Below are 22170 nucleotides of genomic sequence, written 5' to 3' on the forward strand. Positions count from 1 at the left end.
GGGAAGTAGCTCAGCTTGGTAGAGCACTTGGTTTGGGACCAAGGGGTCGCAGGTTCGAATCCTGTCTTCCCGACCATCTTTAAAATGAACATATCGGGGCCTTAGCTCAGCTGGGAGAGCGCCTGCTTTGCACGCAGGAGGTCAGCGGTTCGATCCCGCTAGGCTCCACCAAAGTTTTTTACGAAGGTAAAAATAACTTACAACTTATTCAAATATTTGGCGGTGTAGCTCAGCTGGCTAGAGCGTACGGTTCATACCCGTAAGGTCGGGGGTTCGATCCCCTCCGCCGCTACCAAGATTTTTTACGAAGTAAAATAACCAAAGTTCTGGGCAACATATTTTATTTGGAGGAATACCCAAGTCTGGCTGAAGGGATCGGTCTTGAAAACCGACAGGCGGGTAACACCGCGCGGGGGTTCGAATCCCTCTTCCTCCTCCATAAATTTTAATATTCATTTCTCCAATGTGGAGGGGTAGCGAAGTGGCTAAACGCGGCGGACTGTAAATCCGCTCCCTCCGGGTTCGGCGGTTCGAATCCGTCCCCCTCCACCAATGTTTTTTCATGAAAGTGAAAGTAACTTTCCAATTTAGGGGTATAGTTTAAAGGTAGAACGAAGGTCTCCAAAACCTTTGGTGTGGGTTCAATTCCTACTACCCCTGCCAACGATTTGCCGGTGTGGCGGAATTGGCAGACGCGCACGACTCAAAATCGTGTTCCTTTGGAGTGTCGGTTCGACCCCGACCACCGGTATCTAAACATTATCAGAAAACCAATAAAGTCAATGCTTTGAGTAATTCAAGGTATTGGCTTTTTTGCATTTTACCGTACTAAAGTAAAGTGCTAATCGTATGGACAACAATAAACGATTATTAAGTACCTTTAATGATTAATTAAGAGATATAGAAAATAAAATTAATAAAAGGAAATTTAAGTATTTCTGTCTAATTTTATTTAATGGATAGTAATCTAGCTTCCAAATTATCATTAAATGCAGTAACAACTATTTGCTGAAAGGAGTAATGTATGAGTAAAAGGTTTGATATATTACATACTCTACCAAGTGGAGCAAAAGCAAGTGCAAGTTATATTACTGAATCATTGGAAGAGGCATTAGAAAAGTTTCGTAAGGTTTATCCAACATTTCAGATAAGATGTATTCATGAATATGATAAGAATAGTAACTACCTATATAGTCATCGCTATAACATTGATGATGAGGCATTTAGGAATGAGGTAAAAAAACGTGAAAACAAATATGAGAAAGCTAAACATAACAAAAGCAGTAAACAGAAAAAAAGTGATATAGACCCAGTCAGTAGCTTTATTGGACTTGCAATAATAGTAGGTATTATTATAGTTGGTTTTGCATTTAGGGACTCTGATCCAGTCCAAAAGCAAAATTCAAAAGAAGAAATAACGTATACTCCAACTATTGGTTTTAAAGGAGAAGATTATGAACAACTGTATGAACAGTTAGAAGAAGGGATGAAGTTGGAAGAGGTAAAAAATCTTTTTGAAGGAGAACCTGATACGGTTGGAGATGTATATTGGGAAGATGGAAAAAAGTATCAGACATTTGGCTGGATAGGTGATGATGGCTCAGGTATTGGATGCGACTTTGTAGATGATATTTGTAATTATAAAAATGGATAGACATCAGATGGAGAATGGGAAAGGGAATAATAAAAGAAACATTTTTCGAGGTTTTATGTGTTAGGTGCGCCTAGTGATTTTCGTTCGGATTATTTATTTTATTAGAATTACCCCCTCAGCACAATGTTATCCCATCCTAATTATGTGTCGGTTCGACCCCGACCACCGGTATCTTAGAACAAATTAACTTCATTAAAAAAACACTCGCAGATGTTGTTAATCAACATTTGTGAGTGTTTTTTGTTTTGTCGCAAAAAGGTTTTAGAGATGAAAGTTCAACTTTGCTAAGCGCTTAATTTCTCTTGTTTACTTGCTATTCTTTTATAGGCAAGATTCGCAGAGGAGAGTACCACAAGACCTAATATGCTCACACTGAAGAAGAATCCTATTCCAGATAAATAGGTAACAGCGAAGTATACGGCTGCAAATCCAAAAAAAGTTCTCGTGCCTGGCACCACCTGGAATTTGACGAACGATTGTTCTTGATATTATTAGAAATTCATTATGCTGACGTAAGATTTTCATGATATATGCTAGAAAGATTCGATAATAAAATAATCGACTCTTCTGTGCGCTTTCGACAAGTGCACGATTCCTAATAAAAACAGTCACTGTTTATTAGCCCTTTGAAATGGAAATGGAGGACGCAAGGAGTGGGTCAAAAGTTACAATCAAATTTCTTTGTTATACTCTTTATCTATTGATATACAGAAATCTATGAGTCTATCAACCTATTTCTAAGGAATTGATTATAGTGATTTCCTTCCTTATTAATTAAAATCAGAATTGCAAGAAAATTTAGCGAGAAAGGAAGGAAGCTATGGATAGGAGATGGATGAAATTCAGAAAGGGAGTAGTACTAGTTACCACATCTTTGTTAGTGCTTACACCTAGTTTTAGCTTTTTGCAAAATGAAAGGGCTTTCGCAGCCGAGACGGCTCCAATTTTTCAGGACGAATTTAATGCATTAGAAACAGGAAGTGTACCAGAAGGTTATACCGTATCTGGTGAAAATGGCAGTGTAACCGTTTCGGAAGTGCCAAGTAACGAGGATAAGAGTCTTTACTTTGAGGACAACGGTACCGATACGATTAAAGCTGTAAAACCTTTCGAACCTCAAACAGGGACCGTTACAGTAGCAGTAAATTTCATGCAAACAGTGTTAGGAAGCACGACAAAGGTACTTCGAGTACTTGACGAAACAGGCACCAATGCGGGAGTACATATAGAAACAAGATCTGGTGTCATATCCTATAAAAATAGTGATAACACATTCACCGGTCTTGTAGATTATAACCCTAATACATGGTATGCCATAAAGGTTGTGGCAGATCCATCAACGGGTACTGCAGATGTTTACGTTAATAATGAGCTTAAGCTAGAAGATGCTCCTTTTCATCGTGAAGTAACAACTATTGGCTCGATTGATTCTTATACGACCGGGTCAAGCGCAAAAAGTCATTATTTAGATGATGTACAGGTTTTTGCTGGTTTCTATGAACAGGATCTTCCAATCAAAGTTACACCTGAACCTGAGCCAGAACTAGAGGAGCCGCCAGGAACTGGAGAACAGCCTCCAACGAATGATGATAGAAATGGTGTATATGAGGCAGAGAATGGAGAATTGTTTAATGCCATTGTCGATAATAAACATCCTGGTTTTACAGGAACCGGATTTGTTGACTTTAAACCTACTTCAGATGGATCCTCTATTACATGGAAAGCAAACATTGAAAACACAGGTGAATACACGTTAAATTTCCGCTATGCTAATGGATCAACAGATACACGTTCGCTTGAAATAATGGTGAACGGTGAAACGGTAAAGGAAAAGGAAGGATTTGACCCTACAGATGAATGGACAGCCTGGAAATTACATCAGGTAAAAGCTTCACTAGTATCGGGTGAAAATGTCATTGTCATCAAAACACTCGGTCAAAATGAAGGGCCTAACCTGGACCGTATAGAAATTTATCAAGAGTTTGATTCCATCTTTGAGGCAGAAGATGCACAAATTACAGCTGCGATCGTAGATAACCAGCATCCTGGGTATACAGGAACAGGGTTTGTTGATTACAACCCGAACGCACCTGGCGGCACCATTACCTGGAATGTAACGAATATTCCAGCAAGCGGCGAGTATACACTAGAATTTCGTTATGCAAATGGGGCTGCAGATAACAGACCGGCTCAGATAAAAGTAAATGATCAAGTTGTAAACAATGAATTGGCATTTCCTTCTACAGGTGAGTGGACTGGCTGGAAAACAGTTTCTACAAAGGCGGTTTTAGAGGCTGGAGATAATACAATCGTTGCAACAGGTGTGGGTCCAAGCGGCGGGTCAAATATTGACCACTTACGTGTCCATAACACCACTTCTAATGATACCAACACTGGCGGGCGTAAGCCGGTTGTGGTGGAAGAAGTTAGCATGGAAGAATTAGTTGACGGAATCACGCTGAAAAGACTAGAAACGGAAGGGATATTATCACAGGAAGACTCAAAGACAGGGAATAAGGTTTCTAGAATTGAATTTTTTGCCAGCATCAATCGAGTGCTTGGTTACCATACAGAAGAGGTTTATAAAAATCTGGATTCCGAAACCTCGGTTTGGGAAGTGTCAAAGAATAAGTGGTGGAGCTATGTGCTTGAGGAATCTAAACAAGCAGGCTATGTAGAAGCAGACCAAAATGGAACGATCCGTCCTGATGACATTATTACACGCAGAGAGGCTGCCGTTATCATTGCTGATGTTCTAGACCTCATACCAGGAAAGAGCACGAGCAATAACTCGGAAGATACCAATAATGCAGTAGGGGCCGTTGTGTCAAATGGATATATGTATAAAGGGGTTGGATTTGGTTCAAACCATACATTAACCCATGATGAAACTGCATTCATTCTCAAAAAAATGGTTTCAACAGTAAACCATAATGAAAACGAAGTTCATATTGTGACCGCTGAAGCCGTTAGCGATAATTTAGTAGCAGTGATGCTAAATGGAAGATTCGAGAGTTTCGATGTAAAAGCATTAGCTTTACATGCTGCAACGGGTAGCTTTAAAGGATTAAATCCCTCTTTTACAAATATGTACCCAACAAAGGCAGCAGTTGGAATAAACAAATTTGGTGATACCGTTGTCATTTATGAGTTACAGGACTCCTTACAAGAAGGGAAATTGGTCAAAGAGGTTAATAATCAATTTACAGGAAATCTAGAGGAGCTAAAAGTACAAGCAAATAATCTCGTATCTTGGCAAATGGATCATGGCGGCTGGACGAAGAGTATGGAAAGTGAGTATAGCAGACCATGGAATGGAAAGGAAAAGCGTACGACACAATTTGGTCCAAATGGGGAAGAATTAGGATCGATTGATAATAATGCAACCATTAATCAAATTCGTTTTATCTCTCAAGTGTACAAGGAAACAAAGGATGAAGTCTTGAAGCAAAGTGTGTTAAAAGGAATTGACTTCCTCTTACTCATGCAAACGGAAACAGGTGGATTTCCACAGGTATATCCAATGCGAGGGACATCACCTGAAGACTCTGTCTATTATTCAAATTATGTAACCTTTAACGATAATGCGATGATTAATGTGTTAGAGCTGTTTGATGAGTTATTAAATGAAAGCTATCCGTTTAATGAAAATATGATTAATGACGAGTACAGACAAAAATTAGAACAGGCCATGTACAAAGGAATCGACTATATTTTAAAAGCACAAATCAAGGTGGACGGCAAATTAACGGCCTGGTGCGCTCAGCATGATCCCGTAACATATGCACCTCAACATGCACGTACTTATGAGCATCCATCCATTTCAGGCAGTGAATCTGTTGGCATTGTTAAATTTTTAATGTCCCGCCCAGAACAAACTCCTGAAATCAGGAAAGCGATCCTAGCTGCTTTGCAATGGTTCGATGAAGTGAAGCTCGAAGGAATTCGTTATGTAAGTGCAGACCCTAATGGAGTCTACTTCGTAGAGGAAGAAGGGGCAGTATCCTGGTACCGTTTCTATGAAATTGGTACAAACAAGCCGATTTTCTCGGGCAGGGATGGTGTCATTATGCATACAATCCAGGAGATTGAACAGGAACGTCGTGATGGCTATTCTTGGGGTGGCAGCTACGCTAAACAACTATTAGAGGCAGCAAAAACAACGGGTTATTTTGAAAATCATATTTATGTAGAAGCGTTAGAAAGTGTCACTGTTGATGATTATGGCAGAAAGATAGCTAAAGGAGAATTGACAAGAGTGGAAGATTCTACAAAAGACTTGCGAGCTATCTCTGTTAAGCTTGTCGTTTCTAAGGATGGCATCGGGGATTATGATACTGTCCAAAAAGCAATTGATGCTGTTCCCAACAATAACACAGAACCAGTAGAAATTTTCATCAAAAATGGGACATATAAAGAAGTCGTAACAGTACCAGCCAACAAGCCATTTCTTTCATTAATTGGTGAGAGTGCGGAAAAAACGATTTTAACGTACGATAATTATGCAAAGAGGGAAAGGCCTGAAGGAGGTACTTACGGTACGAGTGGAAGTGCGAGTGTCTACCTGTACGCCAGTGATTTTACAGCCCAAAATTTAACGATGGAAAACTCGTTTGATGAAAGTACCGTAGAAGGTGGTTCTCAGGCTGTTGCGGTATATACTCGCGGCGACCGGATGAAGTTTGATCATGTCCGTTTTCTTGGTAATCAGGATACCTTATATGCAAATGGCGGAACCCAATATTTTGGTAATTGCTATATTGAAGGGGATGTTGACTTTATTTTCGGGGCAGCAAGAGCTGTATTTGATAACTGTGATATCGTATCGTTAGACCGTGGGTCTTCCACCAATAACGGATACATCACAGCGGCAAGCACAAATATAAATGATCCTTACGGCTTCTTATTTATCAATAGTAGATTAATAAGTGAAGCTGCGGAAGGAACTGTTTACTTAGGGAGACCTTGGCACCCTGGTGGTGACCCGAACGCGATTGCAAGCGTGGTCTTTATGAATTGTGAATTAGGGGAGCACATTCAGCGAGAGGGCTGGACAGATATGTCCGGGTTCAGTGCAAAGGACGCAAGATTCTATGAATATAAGAATGAAGGGCCAGGTGCTAATTTAGAACGACCTCAATTAACAGATGAAGAATCGTCAAACTATACCATTGAGAATGTACTAAAAGGCTGGAATCCTCTGCAGTAAGATTAATGGCGGGCAATCCATTGGGATTGCTCGTTTTTTATTGCTCCTACAAAACAAATAATCTTTGCACCATGACATAATCATTAGTTCATTTACTAGAAAACAAGCGGTTTATGGATGGATTGGATTATAGATGGAATTGAATAAATAGAGCAAACTGAAAAAATCTAATATCAATTCATATAATGTTATCCTTTCCTGCCATGATGAGTTTACCTTTGTACAACAAGCTGAACAGATAGCATATGAGTTAGGGTTCGAAAGTAAAAGTTATTTTTAAAAAATATTTAAAAGATTTTATGGGTTATCCCCAAAATCATATAAATCTAAGTTATAACATTATGGGTATTCCTGTAAGTAAGTATATTGGTTATAGAATGATTGAAGATTAAATTTCTATGACTTGAATCATAATTTTAGTGACATAATGCTCCTTATGATTCTTTACAACTGAATCATAGATATACTCTTCAAACACATATTCTCCTATCGTTACATCTAACCGTTCCATTTCTAAAAAAAGCCGGTTATATGTGTGATGAATTGTTTTCTCATCCCCAATATGGTAGCCAATAATAAAATCACCCTTAACTGTTTTAAAATACGGATGTCCTTCCTTTGGCTTAGGCTGTTCAATATATAAAAAGCTGTAATTCGTATATTCGCCCTTTAATACTTGTTCCCGTTTCGTGATAACACCTATTGGAAATCCAGTATCTAGATGTGATTCGTTCAATTCATTTAGAAAGTCTGAAACGACCTCTACAAATTCCTCTTCCGTAATATTTTCAATGTTCCTACTTAAATAAAGAGTTGCTTCAGGTAATTGCTCAAGTGTAACTTGGTGAAAATCAATGTGTGACGCTTTTTCGATTAATGCTATTTGAGCCTCGATAAATTTTTCCTTCATTTCAATTTCCTGACGCTTTTTCACGATTTCTTCTTTTTTTTGATACATTAATGACAAATAACTTTCAGGAGATTTATTTTGCATGTAGAGTTGAATATTGTTAAGCGACATATCAAGATCTTTTAATAAATCGATAACAAAGAATAGCTCTATTTGGTGAATTGAATAATAGCGATACCCTTTTTCGTTTTTCAATATCGGAGATAATAGACCAATTTGATCGTAATAAAAGAGAGTCTGTTTGTTTACTTTGCAAAGCTTCGCAAATTCGCCCGTAGTTAAATATTTTCCATTCTTTTTATTCATTTTTTACAGCTCCTCCCTTGACTATATAGTAACTATATACACTAGTATAGAAAATGTAAAACATATACAATAAGCTCGAATTGTTAAGGGGAATGTTGAAAATGAAGACTCAAAAAGTTACGTTAGGATTATTATTAATGAATTTATTCATAGCCTTTTTGGGGATTGGACTTGTGATTCCAGTTTTACCAACGCTGATGAATGAATTAGGCATAACTGGAACAACAGTCGGTTATTTAACAGCAGCTTTCGCCATAGCTCAATTGATTGTTTCACCATTTGCTGGTAAAGCAGCAGATAAATATGGCAGGAAAATTATGATTGTAATTGGCTTATTTATTTTCGGTATCTCAGAATTTTTATTTGGAATCGGCAAAGAAATCGAAATGTTATTTTTCTCTCGTATTTTAGGGGGAATTAGTGCGGCATTCATTATGCCGGCGGTTACTGCTTATATTGCAGATATAACTAATTTGGATACTCGTCCCAAAGCACTCGGGTATATGTCGGCTGCCATAAGTACAGGATTTATCATAGGTCCGGGTATCGGTGGATTCTTGGCGGAATTTGGAACACGTATACCATTCTTGTTCGCAGGTGCACTTGGTACATTAGCCGCTATTCTTTCGATTATTTTATTATCTGAGCCAAATCGTACAAAGGAAAATAATGAACAATTCTCAGAAACTAAGAATGGCTTGAAGCGTGTGTTGGAACCAAAATATCTCCTTCCGTTTATATTAATATTTATTGCCTCATTTGGTTTAGCAGCATTTGAATCGTTCTTTAGTCTATTTGTGGACCAGAAATTTCAATTTAAACCATCGGATATAGCCGTTGTTATCACAGGTGGTGCAATTTTTGGTGCAGTTTCACAAGTTATATTATTTGATAGGCTTACACGAATTTGGGGTGAAATAAAACTGATTCGCTATAGCTTACTATTATCAGCTGTATTGGTCTTTTTGATGACTGTTGTTCATTCTTATTTCTCTATATTACTAGTTACATTTATTGTTTTTGTAGGTTTCGATTTATTCCGTCCAGCAGTTACTTCCTATCTTTCAAATATCGCCGGTAATGAACAAGGTTTCGTTGGAGGAATGAACTCGATGTTTACCAGTTTAGCAAATATTAGCGGGCCCATTATAGGGGGAATATTATTTGATATAGATATCAACTATCCATACTACTTTGCGACTGTAATATTATCTTTGGGAATCGTTATTACCTTGTTATGGAAGAAACAAGCAAAGGGTTCTTCTATCGAAGTGAAGGCTAGTTAATTAGTCAGAGATACTATATCTAAGACCTTTTCAGGATACCTTAAAAAGAATATAAATGTACAAACGGACTTTTAAATGAATATGGACAATAGAAATAGTTTACAAAGGAGGAATACTCTACTATAATGGCTTTTATAACAAAAAAATGAATACTAGACAAATAGGTTTCTTAAATGATCAGAGTAAGAATCATTTAAGACTAAGAGGGAAGTTGGTGAAAGTCCAACACGGTCCCGCCACTGTAAGCGAGAAGGAAGGTTATATATATCCACTGTGTTTTTAACATGGGAAGGGATAACCAACCAGTGATTCGCAAGTCAGGAGACCTGCCTATTATGTTTTTTAAGCTTCCTCGAGGAAAGGAATGTTTAAAGTGCAGGTAATCTATTATGTAAATATTTATTATTTATTATGACGATTGCAAGTTATTATGCTGTCTACAAGACTAAGTATTATAAATCTGCCTTTATACACGCTTTCCATAGGAAAAGCGTTTTTTTGTTGCCAAAAATAGAAGGAGGAAAAAAGTGATGAAAGATTTTATGAAAAAATGGGGTCTAATGGGTGTTGTTCTGCTGCTAAGCATGGGTATTATTGCAGGCTGTGGTACACAGGAACAGAGCACCCAAGATAAAGCGGCTGCTACCCAAAACGAAAAGCAAAAGGAAAGTAAAGAGCAATTCCCAGTAACAATCACAGACGATGCGAATCAAGAGGTAACGATTGAGGAGGAACCTGAAACCATCGTTTCCATTCAAGCTAGTAATACAGAGATAGCCTTTGCACTAGGGTTAGGCGATAAAATCATTGGTGTATCGGATTACGATAACTATCCAAAGGAAGCACTGGAAATAGAGAAGGTGGGTGCACAGGATATCAATGCAGAACTAGTTCTTTCTCTTCTTCCAGATATTGCTCTTGTGACGGACTATCATTTCAAAACACACCCTGATGTTTTACAAAAGTTTGAAGAGGCTGGAATTGATGTCATTGTAGTTGGTGGTGCCACATCCTTTGAGGATACATATAGCAATATTGAAATGATTGGTGCAGCTACCGGAAGCAAGACGGAGGCAGAAGAAATCATTACAGATATGAAAGAGCGTCTTCAAGCGATTAAAGACAAAGCCGCAGCAGCGAAGGTGGATAAAAAGAAAGTTTGGGTGGAAGTTTCACCGGCTCCTGATATTTTTACGACAGGCCAAAACACCTTTATGCATGAGATGCTGGAGTCCATTCAAGCCACGAATGCTGCAGAAGATCAAGATGGCTGGGTAAAGCTGACTGAGGAAGAAATAGTAAAATTAAACCCAGATGTGATTATCACAACGTATGGCTACTATGTAGAAAATCCAACAGCTGGGGTGCTAAAGCGTGAAGGATGGGCAGAAGTCCCAGCTATAAAAAGTGGAAACGTATTTGATGTGGATAGCGATACGGTTACTAGACCTGGTCCTCGTTTAATTGAAGGAGTCGAGACACTTGCGGAACTTATCTATCCTGAAGTTTTTAAACAATAGAATAGGTTGGTTGTATGTTATAAGCGGAGGGCTTTTACTTGGTATAAGCCTTCTTGGCTTGTTTTATAGCAGTGTAACCGTTACTGTTCCTACAATTTTACACATCATACTGGATAAAACGTTAAATATGGGCTGGCTTACCGATGTAGCAAAAAATGAAGAAATGATTATATGGAATATCCGTCTGCCAAGAGTTCTATTAGCATTTTGCATTGGAGCATCACTAGCATTAGCAGGTGCAGCTTTTCAAGGACTATTACGAAATCCATTAGCAGACCCATATACCATAGGAGTATCCTCTGGTGCCTCTCTGGGCGCCGTTTTGGTATTGTTTTTCCAAGTAAGTATTGTGGGGTTGGGAAGTTTTACGCTTCCAGTGGTCGCCATTTTATTTGGGTTAATTTCTTTATTGATTGTTTTCGGACTCGTTCGATTAAGCAGCAAAAGTTTAGCGATTGAAACCATTATTCTGGCTGGAATTATTATAAGTGCCTTTATTGGTGCACTTGTTTCTCTCATTATTTCATTAAGTGATAGAGAATCTATGACACAAATTATTTATTGGCTTTATGGAAGTGTTGGAATGAGAGGGTGGAGTCATATTCAACTAATCCTTCCGTTCATGCTTATCGGTTCATTTATATTAATCTATCACTATCGTGAATTAAATGCTCTAGCACTGGGAGAGTATGCAGCCGATCATATTGGAGTTGATGTTAAGAAGGGAAAGACATTCGTTCTAATTGGTGCGTCTTTGTTAACGGGAGCAGCAGTAGCTGTGTCAGGGTCGATTGGATTTGTGGGACTTGTAATTCCACACTTAGTCCGACTTATTACGGGTCCTAATCATCGCCATGTCCTTCCACTATCATTGTTTATTGGAGGAGCTTTTCTCATTTTAGCTGATTTAATGGCAAGAACGATCATCGCGCCAAAAGAACTGCCAATTGGTGTAATCACGGCCTTAATTGGTGCGCCAGTATTTGCTCTATTATTGATTAGAGAACGATTTGGGAAGGGGGCCAATAAATGATACGTGTTCAAAACTTAGTTGGCGGCTATGCCCATTCCCCCATTATTAAGGGGCTAGATTTAGAAGTGAAAAAAGGAGAGTTTTTTGCCCTTCTAGGACCAAATGGAAGTGGAAAGACCACCCTTTTTAAGCTTATTACAGGACAGTTACCAATAAAGAGCGGGAAAGTTTCAATCTGTGGAAAAGAAATTTCATCTCTATCAAAACTAGATAAAGCAAAAAAAATGGCTGTTTTAACACAGGAAGTTCAAGTATCTTTCGATTATACTGTTGAAGAAATCATTAGCCTTGGGCGTTATCCGCATCAAAAGGGGATCTTAAAGCAACTATCGAAGAAGGACAGGAAAGTCATTAAAGAGGTTATGGAAATAACCCAAATAAGTGAGTTTCGGAAAACTCAATTTCGACTGATTAGTGGTGGTGAAAAGCAAAGAGTCTTATTGGCCAAAGCCTTAGCACAGGAGCCTGAAATCTTACTTTTGGATGAGCCTACCAATCATCTTGATATTAAACATACATTTCAAATGCTGAATCTACTGAAAGAACGACAACAAACTACAGGGCTAACCATTTTTGCGATTCTTCATGATTTGAATGTTGCTTCACTTTATGCAGATACAGTAGCCTTACTACATAATGGGAAATTTTTAGAAGTAGGAGATGTAGATTTATTAAGGAAAGAAGATCAATTAAAGAAGGTTTACGAGGTGAAAGTGAAATCCCAATCACATCCAACTGTTCCTAAACCACAGCTCCTGATGACACCAAACCATTTTTCATCAAGTCGGTTAGTTAACTTTGAGGATTCCTATAAAATAAAACAAAGTGACGACTATCTTCATGTTCAATTTGATCAGCCACTGCGCACCATATCCAATACCGCCGTCGGTGCTGGTATCCAATGGATAAAACATTTTTGTCAGTTTCAAGGTCCGCATTCAGATATACTGCAGGTGTTGGAAAACTATTCGATGCCACATGAACAATCAGCCGGAATCATGACAGCCGTAAAACTCGAGGATATGGCCATGGTTACGAAAGAAATAGAAGGTATTCACATGATGATAATCGTGACAGAAGGGACAGGAAAAACCATCAACATCATGTTATTTATAGATGCCCATTTTACGGATGGTGCCCTTGTTGATGGATATATGTCTGCTATTGAAGCAAAAGTGAAAGCCATACATGATCTTCGTTTTTCCAAAATGAGTGGGAATGTTGCATCATCAGACACCATGCTGCTTGCCTTTACACAGCAAGGGGAAAAAATAGCCAGCGCCGGTTCAGGAACAGTTGTCGGCAAAGCAATCGGACAAATGGTTTATGGTTCCATAAAGGAAAGTTTCTGCAAATATCTAGAGAAGGTCCACTAAAATCTTAGATCCATTAAAAAGGGGAATGGCAGATGACAGAACGACGAATGGTAATTGCAGGTACTGGAAGCGGTGTGGGGAAAACAACATTAACTATTGGGTTAATGGCAGCGTTAATGAAAAAAGGTTTAACCGTCCAGGGTTTTAAATGTGGACCTGATTATATTGATCCTTCCTATCATACCGCTGTAACGAAACGCGAGTCACGAAATTTAGACAGCTGGATGCTCACAAAAGATCTTGTGCTGGATATTTTCACTCATGGCAGTAAGGGTTCAGATATTTCAATCATCGAAGGGGTTATGGGCTTTTTTGACGGGAAAAGTCCAGTAACCAATGAGGGAAGTACGGCTGAAATAAGTATGATTACGAAAAGCCCAGTTTTGCTTGTTGTTAATTGTGAAAGTATGGCGAGAAGTGCTGCTGCGATCGTGAAAGGTTTTCAATTGTTTGCTGAGGGTCCTACTATTGTAGCTGTCATTGCGAATAAAGTAGGAAGTGAAGGTCACTTTCAGCTTGTAAAAAATGCGATTGAGCAGGAATGTCACGTTCCTGTTATCGGTTATTTGAAGCGAGAATTAGATATTGAAATTCCTGAGAGACATCTTGGACTCATTCCTTCTATGGAAAGAGGGGAACTGGATTCGTTTTTTGCTAAATTAGGTACTCTAATCAGCGAAACTGTCGATATAGATAGATTTTTTGAATTAGCCGTTGCTGAACCGTTAGAAGCAAGCCGCGAGTCTTCCATTTTTGAAAAGCAGAGGGACTATCTGGTGAAAGTTGCGGTAGCAAAAGATAGCGCCTTTAATTTCTATTACCCTGAGAATTTAGAAATCATGGAAGCAAAAGGGATTGAAATTGTATATTTCTCGCCGCTTGCGGATGAGGAGATACCTGATGATGTTGATGGACTTTATATAGGCGGCGGATTCCCTGAAGAGTTTGCACAAGATCTAGCTAGTAATCTAAAAGCAAAGCGATCAGTAAAGCATGCGATTGAAAGTGGATTGCCTACACTTGCCGAATGTGGAGGTTTCATGTATTTAACTGAGTTCATAGAAACAACGGATAAGAAAAAATTTGAAATGGCGGGTGTTATTCCAGGCAGTGTACATATGCAAACTAAATTAGCGGCATTAGGTTATCGAGAGATTAGTGGACAAAATAATAATTTTATACTTAATGATAGGAGTGCCAGGGGACATGAATTTCATTACTCAACCTTCCAAGCACTTGAAGAGGATGTACCTTATGCGTATGAAACGATAGGCATGAGAGGTGTAAGTAAAGAAGGGTATTTACTACATAATTTAGCAGCGGGGTACACTCATTTTCATTTTGCCTCTTGCCCAGAAATGGTAGAGAATTGGATAAGAAAATGTCTGGAGAATAGGGGGAAAGACATATGACTAAATCAATCAATCGAAATGGCTTAACACTTGTTTATACAGGAGATGGAAAAGGAAAAACGACATCCTCTTTAGGATTAGCCCTTCGAGGAATTGGTCGAGGATTTAAAGTGAAAATCTATCAGTTTATCAAATCACCTGAGCGTACATATGGAGAAAAAATTGCACTGAAAAAGCTAGGAGTAGAGATGGTTCAACTGGGAATTGGGTTCACTTGGACAAAAACACCCGAGGAACATAGAGAAGCCTTAAAGCAAGGATGGCCGAAAGCAAAAGAAGCTGTAATGAGCGGCGAGTACGATTTGGTCATTTTAGACGAACTCAATAATGCATTAGCCATAAATAAGTTTCCCATTGATGATGTTTTGCCTCTACATGAAGTGATAGATGTAATCAAAAATAAACCTTCCCATGTTCATTTGGTGATTACCGGAAGAGATGCCAAGCAAGAAATTAAAGACATAGCTGATCTCGTTTCAGTTATTGATTCGGAAAAACATTATTACGATGAAGGCATCCCTGCTGTGAAGGGAATAGAATTTTAAATTCTTGAAGGGGGTTGTAACGGCTTAAATAAATCTATAATAAACTACAAAATAGTATTAAAATCTGACAAAAGAAAAGGGACTAATTTTTGACTTTCTTCCAATAAAATCCTATAATTAATATAGAACATTTGTTCTTGTTAGGAGGGGTGGAATGAAGGTAACGAAAATTTGTCAAATAGCCGATGGTAGTGCCGCCGAGTTTGAAGAACTAAATCGATTAATGACAGTTTTTTGTTCTGCTTTGCGGTATTCCTTTAATCGCTTGGTAGAGGGTGAACAGTCAAACAATTTAATTAAATCGATAAGTGCTCTCTTTCATTTGAACAAAAGATATGCTGAAGATGCTGTCATGCAAGCCCAAGCCACGATCTCAAGTCAAAAAAAACTATTACCCTTAAGAATCCAGGAAGTACAAGGGAAAATTAATAAGACCTCCATGAAATTAGAATATTATCAGACAGGTAGGAAAAGGCCGAAAAAAGTTCCTCTTGAGACCTGTTTAAAAGGGTTGAGTGCCCGCTTAGAAAAACTTCAAGTAAAGGAATCCATTTTATTAAAACACCAGGAAGACCAGACAATTCCAACCGTCATCTTTGGTGGAAAACAGAATTTTTATGAGCGTTTAAAAGGGAAAATATCAAGAAATGAATGGAAAGGTCTACGTTCTAATACCCTTTATTCTCGTGGTGATAAGTCAAAAATGGGTAATTTGAACACCCGAATCGTATTCGACGAGGTGGAACAGCAGTTTTTTATAGAAGTGGCCAATCCACTACTCGTTGAGGGTAGAAAAAGGAGTCCTAGATTACGATTCAAACTACATGTACCGGATAAATATTTCGATGATGTTGTTGGGGTAGTATTACCCAATGAAGTTGGTGTTACCTCAAAGAACAAACCTATGGAAGTATATATCCCCTATTCCATTGAGTTAAAACGGAAAAATAGTAAGATCTTTGTCCACATCACTTATGAAGAGGTTGTCCATGGTTCTATGCTGAATTGGACTGAAACGATTCAGTCTGATTTACTTGCGGGAATTGATGTGAACATTGATCGCATAGCGGTTTCTATTTTAACCAAACAAGGAAATTTAGTAGAATCTAAAACCCTTTATTGTCATGAAATGGAATATGTAAAAAGCAACCGCAGGTCCAATATTTCAGGAGAAATCGCAAAAGAAATCGTTCAGTATCTTTTGACTTGGAACGTGGGAGCTATCGTCATAGAAGATATCAAACTAAAACAAGATCATGATACGAATAAACGATTCAACCGTCTTGTCCATTCGTTTGCAAAAACAAAATTACAAAAGGCGATTATCACTAGGGGAATTAGATTTGGTTTTAAAATAAAAAAAGTAAATCCCGCTTATACAACCGTTATCGGACGGTTTAAATATAGTAAAAAGTACGGCTTATCCGTTCATGAAGCAGCTGCTTTTGTGATTGGGAGAAGAGGGATTGGTCGTGATGAAAAAATACCACAAGAAATCCTAAACCAGTTACGCACGCTAGTAAAGCCAAAGTTGATTTCTATTCTTGGGTCAATGGAAGAATCCGAGAAAAAGTCAAAAAACGGTAAGCAAAGGCGGAAGTATATGGGGATGTTGTTGAAAAATATAGAAATTTTCAAAGAAAACCATAGTTGGAAACTATGGAACGTGATTCATAAAACATTAATGAGTAAGAACCAGGAATTACAACTGAAGGAGGTGTAATCCTGGTACTAAAATCCATTCTTTGTGGTAGGCTGACCAATGGAAGGAATGGTCTACTGCAAATCACCGGCTCTAACAGAGCAACGCGGGCTGTCTTGAACATTAGGTTCATGACAAGGGTGCAAATCCCTTCCTGATGGAATGACGTGGGAACCGTCACGGTATGTCTCCTTTTCTTGGTTCGGAGGCGAAATGTAGAATTTGATAGATTTTAGTAACCAGGTTTATTTATGAGATTAATATCTATATGTCCAAGTAATACAGAATTAGCAGCCTACTTAGGATTAACATCTTCGTTAGTAGGAGTGGATAACTATTCGGATTGGCCGGAGGATATTCAATCATTGCCAAGATTAGGTTCGGATTTGAATATTGATATGGACAAAGTGGAAGCTTTACAGCCTGACTTAGTATTAGCCTCTCTCTCCGTACCCGGAATGGAACGCAATATCGAAGAGTTGAAAATACGAAACATCCCATTTGTCATTGTCCCCAATCCTAAGACGTTAACGGAGGTTGGAGAAAGTATATTATTTGTTGGAGAAGTTACGAATACCTCTGACAAGGCGAATCAATTATTTGAAAAATACAATACGATACTCGAAAAATATCAATCTTTATCTAATTTAGTGCAAAAGCCTGCAACCCTTTATTGGGAATGGTGGGCAAAACCTATTTTTACTCCTGGAGCAACCAATTGGTTAACTGAAATTAGTATACTTGCAGGGGGAAGAAATATATATGAAGATATGGCACAGTCAAGTGTAAAAACGGAGTGGGAAGAGATCTTACAAAGAAATCCCGATGTTATTTGCCTTATTTGGGTGGGGGTACAAAAAGAAAAAGTTAACCCAAAGGTTATCCTAAAACGTCCTGGGTCGGAACAGTTGTCGGCTATTAAAAACAATCAATTGTATATATTAGATGAGCCATTATTTTGCAGGCCATCCCCTAGATTGTTACTTGGTTTATTTAAAATAGCGAGTATCCTTCACCCTGCTATTTACCCGCCATTTAACGAAAATAACGATCCTTTATTAGATGAGGAAGTTTAATTTCTTTTATGATAGTTATCGAAAGACTCTGAATATATCCCTGTTGGAACGATTTAAATATTTGCTATTTAAGCTTTAATACGGAACAAATATATAAGGAAAGTTCAAGTGTAAATGAAAAATAAGTTTTGGATAAGTCATAAAAAAACACTCATAATGTTGTTAGTACAACATTTATGAGTGCTTTTTATTTTAAAAATGGAGGGTTTCTCTCCCTTTTTAACAAATATCTTGAATAGCTGTTTTATTGTTAATGCGTAACATGCTTTTTATCTTTTCAAAAATAGCTTCTGGAGAAGTATTGAGTGAGATGGCCAATTCTTTAAACAAGATATTTTGTATGGTACTTAAAATTCTACTATCTTGTTCGTAAAACTTCCTACTAGCCTTTTCAATTTCATGCTTTTTCCGCAGCAGGGTATTGGCAACTTTAGCAATATCCATTCGATTTCCAGTATACACAATATCTTTAAAAACTTGGCCACGCAATTGCGGCTTTTCAATCCAATTAATTCCAGCAGAATTAAAAGATTCTAAAATGTTTTCTGCTTCCTCTTTATTCATTAATTTCAATATTACGGTTTTATCATTATCTACAGGGGTACTAATCGTTAATTTCTGACTATTTTCAATGGGATGTATGACATAGTAAGCTTTAGTAATCCCGGTATATGTCTTTTCAGAGATTTCATCTACTCTGCATATACCATGTCCTGAATAGACGATCAAATCACCAATCTTAAACACAGTGCTACCTCCTTAAAAACAAATAGTCAACTAGGTTGACTAAACTTATTTTACACTATTTCTGATTGTATTGTCAATCTAATTGACGATGTTTATCTATGTAATACATAAGAGTGAAGTAAAATATATTAATTTTGCAATTAATAGAATGAACAGGATTATTGAATTATTTGGAGAATACATTAACAAGACTTAAGTTTTCCAAACATAGATCACCTTTGATAAATTGGTGATAAGTCGTAATCCTTTAGACATCTATAAATTATGTAATACATATTAATTATTTTTTTAAAAGAGAGGTAGTTTCAGATGATGAACGGAAAAACCCTGTTTATTGCTGGGCATGCAAAGTTACCCCAAGGGATAGCAGCTAAAAGTGTATTTGAAACATTGACGATTACAGCAGAAATTGATAGAAAATATGGGGTCATACTCGAGGCATCCTGTACATTGGCAACGGAACATGCCCGTGAATTTGTTGGTCAGGTGTTAAGGGGGATCAGTTTAAACGATGGGATTGATGAAGCAATCGCTGCACTTCAAACCTATTATCGAGGTAAAGCTACGAATGCATTGGTGGCTGCATTAAAAGATCTAGATCTCCATTATCAACAAATAAAATCTACTGAAAAAAGTAAGTAATTGGTTTTCATAGAGTTAGAAGAATAAAAAAATATATATTTCTTTACAATTATTATTGAAAAATTCTAACTATTGATATATTATTTTATATAACAACTGGGTGACAGCAATACCCTTGCTGCACGACCGGATTGAAAGTAAAGCAAATGATTAAAATAAAATTGACTATATTCACTTGATCTTCCTTTGTCGGAAGACGAGCTAAGAGTAGGAGTCAGTAGAGCAATCAATGAGGAACTTCATTGTTTGTTTTGCTGGCTCCTTTTTGTATTTCAAATAGTCGGAAAGAGGTGATTAGCGTGAAGGGGGCACTTGATGGAATCCGCATTTTGGATGCTTCGCGGGTACTGGCGGGACCATTTTGCTCAATGATTCTAGGGGATCTGGGAGCAGAAGTAATAAAGATTGAACACTTTGAATCGGGCGATGAAACGAGAGGCTGGGGGCCGCCTTTTGTAAATGGCGAAAGTGCATATTATTTAAGTGCAAATCGGAATAAACAAAGTATGACACTTAATCTTAAATCAGAAGAAGGTAAAGAGATTTTTTCCAAACTGGCAGCAACAAGCGATATCGTTGTTCAAAACTTTAAAACTGGGACACTTGAAAAAATGGGTTTAGGCTATCCGCAGCTAAAAGCAAATAACCCTGGGTTGATTTTCGCTTCCATTACAGGTTTTGGGTCAACTGGTCCATATAAGGATTTACCTGGCTATGATTATATCATTCAAGCAATGAGTGGTCTGATGAGTATCACTGGCGAGCCTGATGGGAGTCCAGTAAAAGTTGGAGTCGCTATTGCAGATGTGTTAACAGGATTATATACCTGTATTGGGATTTTAGGTGCCTTGCAACATAGAAATGTGACTGGGGAAGGGCAGGAAATTGATATTTCCTTGATGGATTGTCAGGTTTCTTCATTAATTAACGTCGCAAGCAATTATTTATCCAGCGGAGTGGTTCCAAAACGTATGGGGAATCGGCACCCAAATATTACCCCGTATCAGGTGTTTAAGACCAAGGACGGCGATCTTGTTATTGCCGTAGGAAACGATCAGCAGTTTAAGAGATTTGCTGCTGTTCTGGGTAGACCTGAATTAGCAGAAATGGAAGAATTTATTCATAATGAACAGCGTTTACAGAATACGTATAAACTGATTGCCATTTGTGAAGAACTGCTGTCAAAAAAGCCGAAGAAAGAATGGAAAGAAGTATTAGATGCAGCTGGAATTCCTAATGGACCAATCAATACAGTTGCTGAAATGTTTGAGGATCCACAGATAAAGGCTAGAGAGATGGTAGTGGAGATGGAACACCCATTAATTGACAATCTTCAATTAACAGGTTCACCGCTAAAATTATCAGCAACACCGGTAACCATGAGGCGTCATCCTCCATTGTTTGGTGAACACACTGAAGCACTGTTAGAGAGCATTGGATACAATTCTGAAGAAATTTCAAATTTAAAACAAAATAAAATTATATAGGGAGGAAAAATAAAATGATGAATTTTGAATTAACAGATGAGCAGCAAAGTGTAAAGGATATGGTTAGAAAATTTGTCGATAAGGAAATCATTCCAAACATTAAGGAGTGGGATCGTCAAGGTCATTTTGAACCAGCGATTTTGGAAAAATTGGCGGATTTGCAAGTTATGGGAGTCTGTATCCCTGAAGAGTATGGCGGGGCTGGCATGGATTATAATACACTGGCCATTGTATGTGAAGAATTGGAACGGGGAGATACTGCTTATCGTACAGCCGTTTCTGTTCATACTGGGCTAAATAGCATGACCATATTGCAATGGGGAAATGAGGAACAAAAACAAAAGTATTTAGTCCCTCAAGCAGAGGGTCGTAAAATTGGTGCCTTCGGATTAACAGAACCCAATGCGGGATCTGACGTTGCTGCGATGAATACAACTGCTGCAAGAAATGAAGATTACTATATTCTGAATGGATCTAAAACATGGATTTCTCTTTGTGATGTTGCCGACCATTTCTTGATTTTTGCCAAGACAGATCATGATATTGGGCATAAAGGAATCACTGCATTTATAGTAGAACGCAGTTTTGCAGGAGTAGAAACGAAGGCTATCAAAGGTAAGTTGGGGATTCGCGCAGGAAATACTGGAGAAGTATTTTTAACGGATGTCAAAGTTCCTGTTGAGAACAGATTGGGTGAAGAAGGAGAGGGGTTTAAAATTGCCATGGCTGCCCTAGATAACGGCCGATTTACTGTTGCTGCAGGAGCAGTAGGCTTAATAGAAGCTAGCCTTGAAGCAAGTCTTAAGTATTGCCATGAACGGAAAACATTTGGCAAAGAGATTGGAAAACACCAGCTTGTTCAGCAAATGATTGCAAAGATGAGCGCCAATCTTGAGATTTCTAGACTGCTAGTTTTTAAAGCTGGCTGGTTAAAGAATCAGGGGAAACGAAATACAAAGGAGACGTCTCTTGCTAAGTGGATTTCATGTAATGCTGCATTTGATGCTGCAAATGATGCTGTTCAAATCCATGGGGCTTATGGTTATTCAGATGAATATCCAGTAGAGCGCTTTTTGCGGAACTCCAAAGCTCCTGTAATCTATGAAGGTACAAGGGAGATCCATACGATTATGCAGGGGGAGTACGCTTTAGGTTATAGGGAGGATAAGATTCTTCGTAAACAATTGCCTGCATGGCTATTTGAGCAAGGTTCCGTCACTAAATAATTGCGAGAATAATATGAAATAAGGAAAAACCGGTCATTT

The 22170-nt window shown here is 38.1% G+C and carries 15 protein-coding genes, 6 tRNA genes and 1 riboswitch; of the genes, 19 read left to right on the plus strand and 2 right to left on the minus strand.

Annotated elements, in window-relative coordinates; genetic code table 11:
- The first annotated feature begins 95 nt into the window (after nt 1-95).
- The 8 genes from ACY3XC_RS22365 (at nt 96) to pelA (ending at nt 6863) form a co-directional block, all read left to right on the plus strand.
- A tRNA-Ala gene (locus ACY3XC_RS22365) sits at nt 96-171 on the plus strand.
- A gap of 47 nt (nt 172-218) precedes the next feature.
- A tRNA-Met gene (locus ACY3XC_RS22370) sits at nt 219-295 on the plus strand.
- Nucleotides 296-346: 51 nt separating this feature from the next.
- Nucleotides 347-439: transfer RNA gene (locus ACY3XC_RS22375), tRNA-Ser, on the plus strand.
- 28 nt (nt 440-467) lie between these two features.
- Nucleotides 468-552, plus strand: a tRNA-Tyr gene (locus ACY3XC_RS22380).
- Between the two features lie 37 nt (nt 553-589).
- Nucleotides 590-663 (plus strand) — tRNA-Trp (locus tag ACY3XC_RS22385).
- Nucleotides 664-670: 7 nt separating this feature from the next.
- Nucleotides 671-751: transfer RNA gene (locus ACY3XC_RS22390), tRNA-Leu, on the plus strand.
- 273 nt (nt 752-1024) lie between these two features.
- Nucleotides 1025-1654: a hypothetical protein gene (locus ACY3XC_RS22395; protein ID WP_464870528.1), complete on the plus strand. Its 630-nt coding sequence runs from the start codon at nt 1025-1027 to the stop codon at nt 1652-1654.
- Between the two features lie 835 nt (nt 1655-2489).
- Nucleotides 2490-6863 carry a pectate lyase gene (pelA, locus tag ACY3XC_RS22400; RefSeq protein ID WP_464870529.1) on the plus strand — a complete coding sequence of 1458 codons (4374 nt, stop codon included), beginning with the start codon at nt 2490-2492 and terminating at the stop codon, nt 6861-6863.
- Nucleotides 6864-7251: 388 nt separating this feature from the next.
- Here pelA and ACY3XC_RS22405 read toward each other — a convergent pair whose 3' ends face one another.
- Entirely contained in the window at nt 7252-8079 is an 828-nt protein-coding gene (locus tag ACY3XC_RS22405) for a MerR family transcriptional regulator (RefSeq protein ID WP_464870530.1), read from the minus strand.
- A 101-nt stretch (nt 8080-8180) separates the two neighbouring features.
- On the opposite strand from ACY3XC_RS22405, the gene norA reads away from it, so the two are divergent.
- The 8 genes from norA to ACY3XC_RS22445 all read left to right on the plus strand — a co-directional run bounded on the left by norA (nt 8181) and on the right by ACY3XC_RS22445 (nt 18029).
- A complete protein-coding gene (norA, locus tag ACY3XC_RS22410) occupies nt 8181-9365 on the plus strand; it encodes a multidrug efflux MFS transporter NorA (protein ID WP_464870531.1) in 1185 nt (394 codons plus the stop codon).
- Nucleotides 9366-9511: 146 nt separating this feature from the next.
- Nucleotides 9512-9713, plus strand: a riboswitch (cobalamin riboswitch).
- A gap of 194 nt (nt 9714-9907) precedes the next feature.
- Entirely contained in the window at nt 9908-10885 is a 978-nt protein-coding gene (locus ACY3XC_RS22415) for an ABC transporter substrate-binding protein (RefSeq protein WP_464870624.1), read from the plus strand.
- A complete protein-coding gene (locus ACY3XC_RS22420; protein WP_464870532.1) occupies nt 10848-11918 on the plus strand; it encodes a FecCD family ABC transporter permease in 1071 nt (356 codons plus the stop codon). Before ACY3XC_RS22415 ends, ACY3XC_RS22420 begins: the two co-directional genes overlap by 38 nt.
- The gene (locus tag ACY3XC_RS22425; RefSeq protein ID WP_464870533.1) at nt 11915-13294 is read left to right on the plus strand and encodes an ATP-binding cassette domain-containing protein; all 1380 of its coding nucleotides are present in this window, start codon (nt 11915-11917) and stop codon (nt 13292-13294) included. Before ACY3XC_RS22420 ends, ACY3XC_RS22425 begins: the two co-directional genes overlap by 4 nt.
- 32 nt (nt 13295-13326) lie before the next feature.
- Nucleotides 13327-14706, plus strand: coding sequence for a cobyrinate a,c-diamide synthase (locus ACY3XC_RS22430; RefSeq protein ID WP_464870534.1), 1380 nt, complete (start codon nt 13327-13329; stop codon nt 14704-14706).
- Complete coding sequence (locus tag ACY3XC_RS22435; protein ID WP_464870535.1) at nt 14703-15251, plus strand: cob(I)yrinic acid a,c-diamide adenosyltransferase; 549 nt, start codon at nt 14703-14705, stop codon at nt 15249-15251. The genes ACY3XC_RS22430 and ACY3XC_RS22435 overlap by 4 nt, the downstream gene beginning before the upstream one ends.
- Before the next feature lie 154 nt (nt 15252-15405).
- Nucleotides 15406-16974: an IS200/IS605 family accessory protein TnpB-related protein gene (locus tag ACY3XC_RS22440; protein WP_464870536.1), complete on the plus strand. Its 1569-nt coding sequence runs from the start codon at nt 15406-15408 to the stop codon at nt 16972-16974.
- 230 nt (nt 16975-17204) lie between these two features.
- Entirely contained in the window at nt 17205-18029 is an 825-nt protein-coding gene (locus tag ACY3XC_RS22445) for a cobalamin-binding protein (protein WP_464870537.1), read from the plus strand.
- 219 nt (nt 18030-18248) lie between these two features.
- Here ACY3XC_RS22445 and ACY3XC_RS22450 read toward each other — a convergent pair whose 3' ends face one another.
- Nucleotides 18249-18776, minus strand: a complete 528-nt coding sequence (locus tag ACY3XC_RS22450; RefSeq protein ID WP_464870538.1) for a CarD family transcriptional regulator — start codon at nt 18774-18776, stop codon at nt 18249-18251.
- A 309-nt stretch (nt 18777-19085) separates the two neighbouring features.
- Here ACY3XC_RS22450 and ACY3XC_RS22455 point away from each other — a divergent pair, with 309 nt between their 5' ends.
- From ACY3XC_RS22455 to ACY3XC_RS22465, 3 genes are all read left to right on the plus strand, one after another.
- Nucleotides 19086-19418, plus strand: a complete 333-nt coding sequence (locus ACY3XC_RS22455) for a DUF3870 domain-containing protein (RefSeq protein ID WP_464870539.1) — start codon at nt 19086-19088, stop codon at nt 19416-19418.
- 299 nt (nt 19419-19717) lie between these two features.
- Nucleotides 19718-20905, plus strand: coding sequence for a CaiB/BaiF CoA transferase family protein (locus ACY3XC_RS22460; protein ID WP_464870540.1), 1188 nt, complete (start codon nt 19718-19720; stop codon nt 20903-20905).
- A gap of 17 nt (nt 20906-20922) precedes the next feature.
- Nucleotides 20923-22131, plus strand: coding sequence for an acyl-CoA dehydrogenase family protein (locus ACY3XC_RS22465; protein WP_464870625.1), 1209 nt, complete (start codon nt 20923-20925; stop codon nt 22129-22131).
- Nucleotides 22132-22170: the final 39 nt, after the last annotated feature.

This window comes from Bacillus sp. CZDM1, from assembly GCF_055502545.1.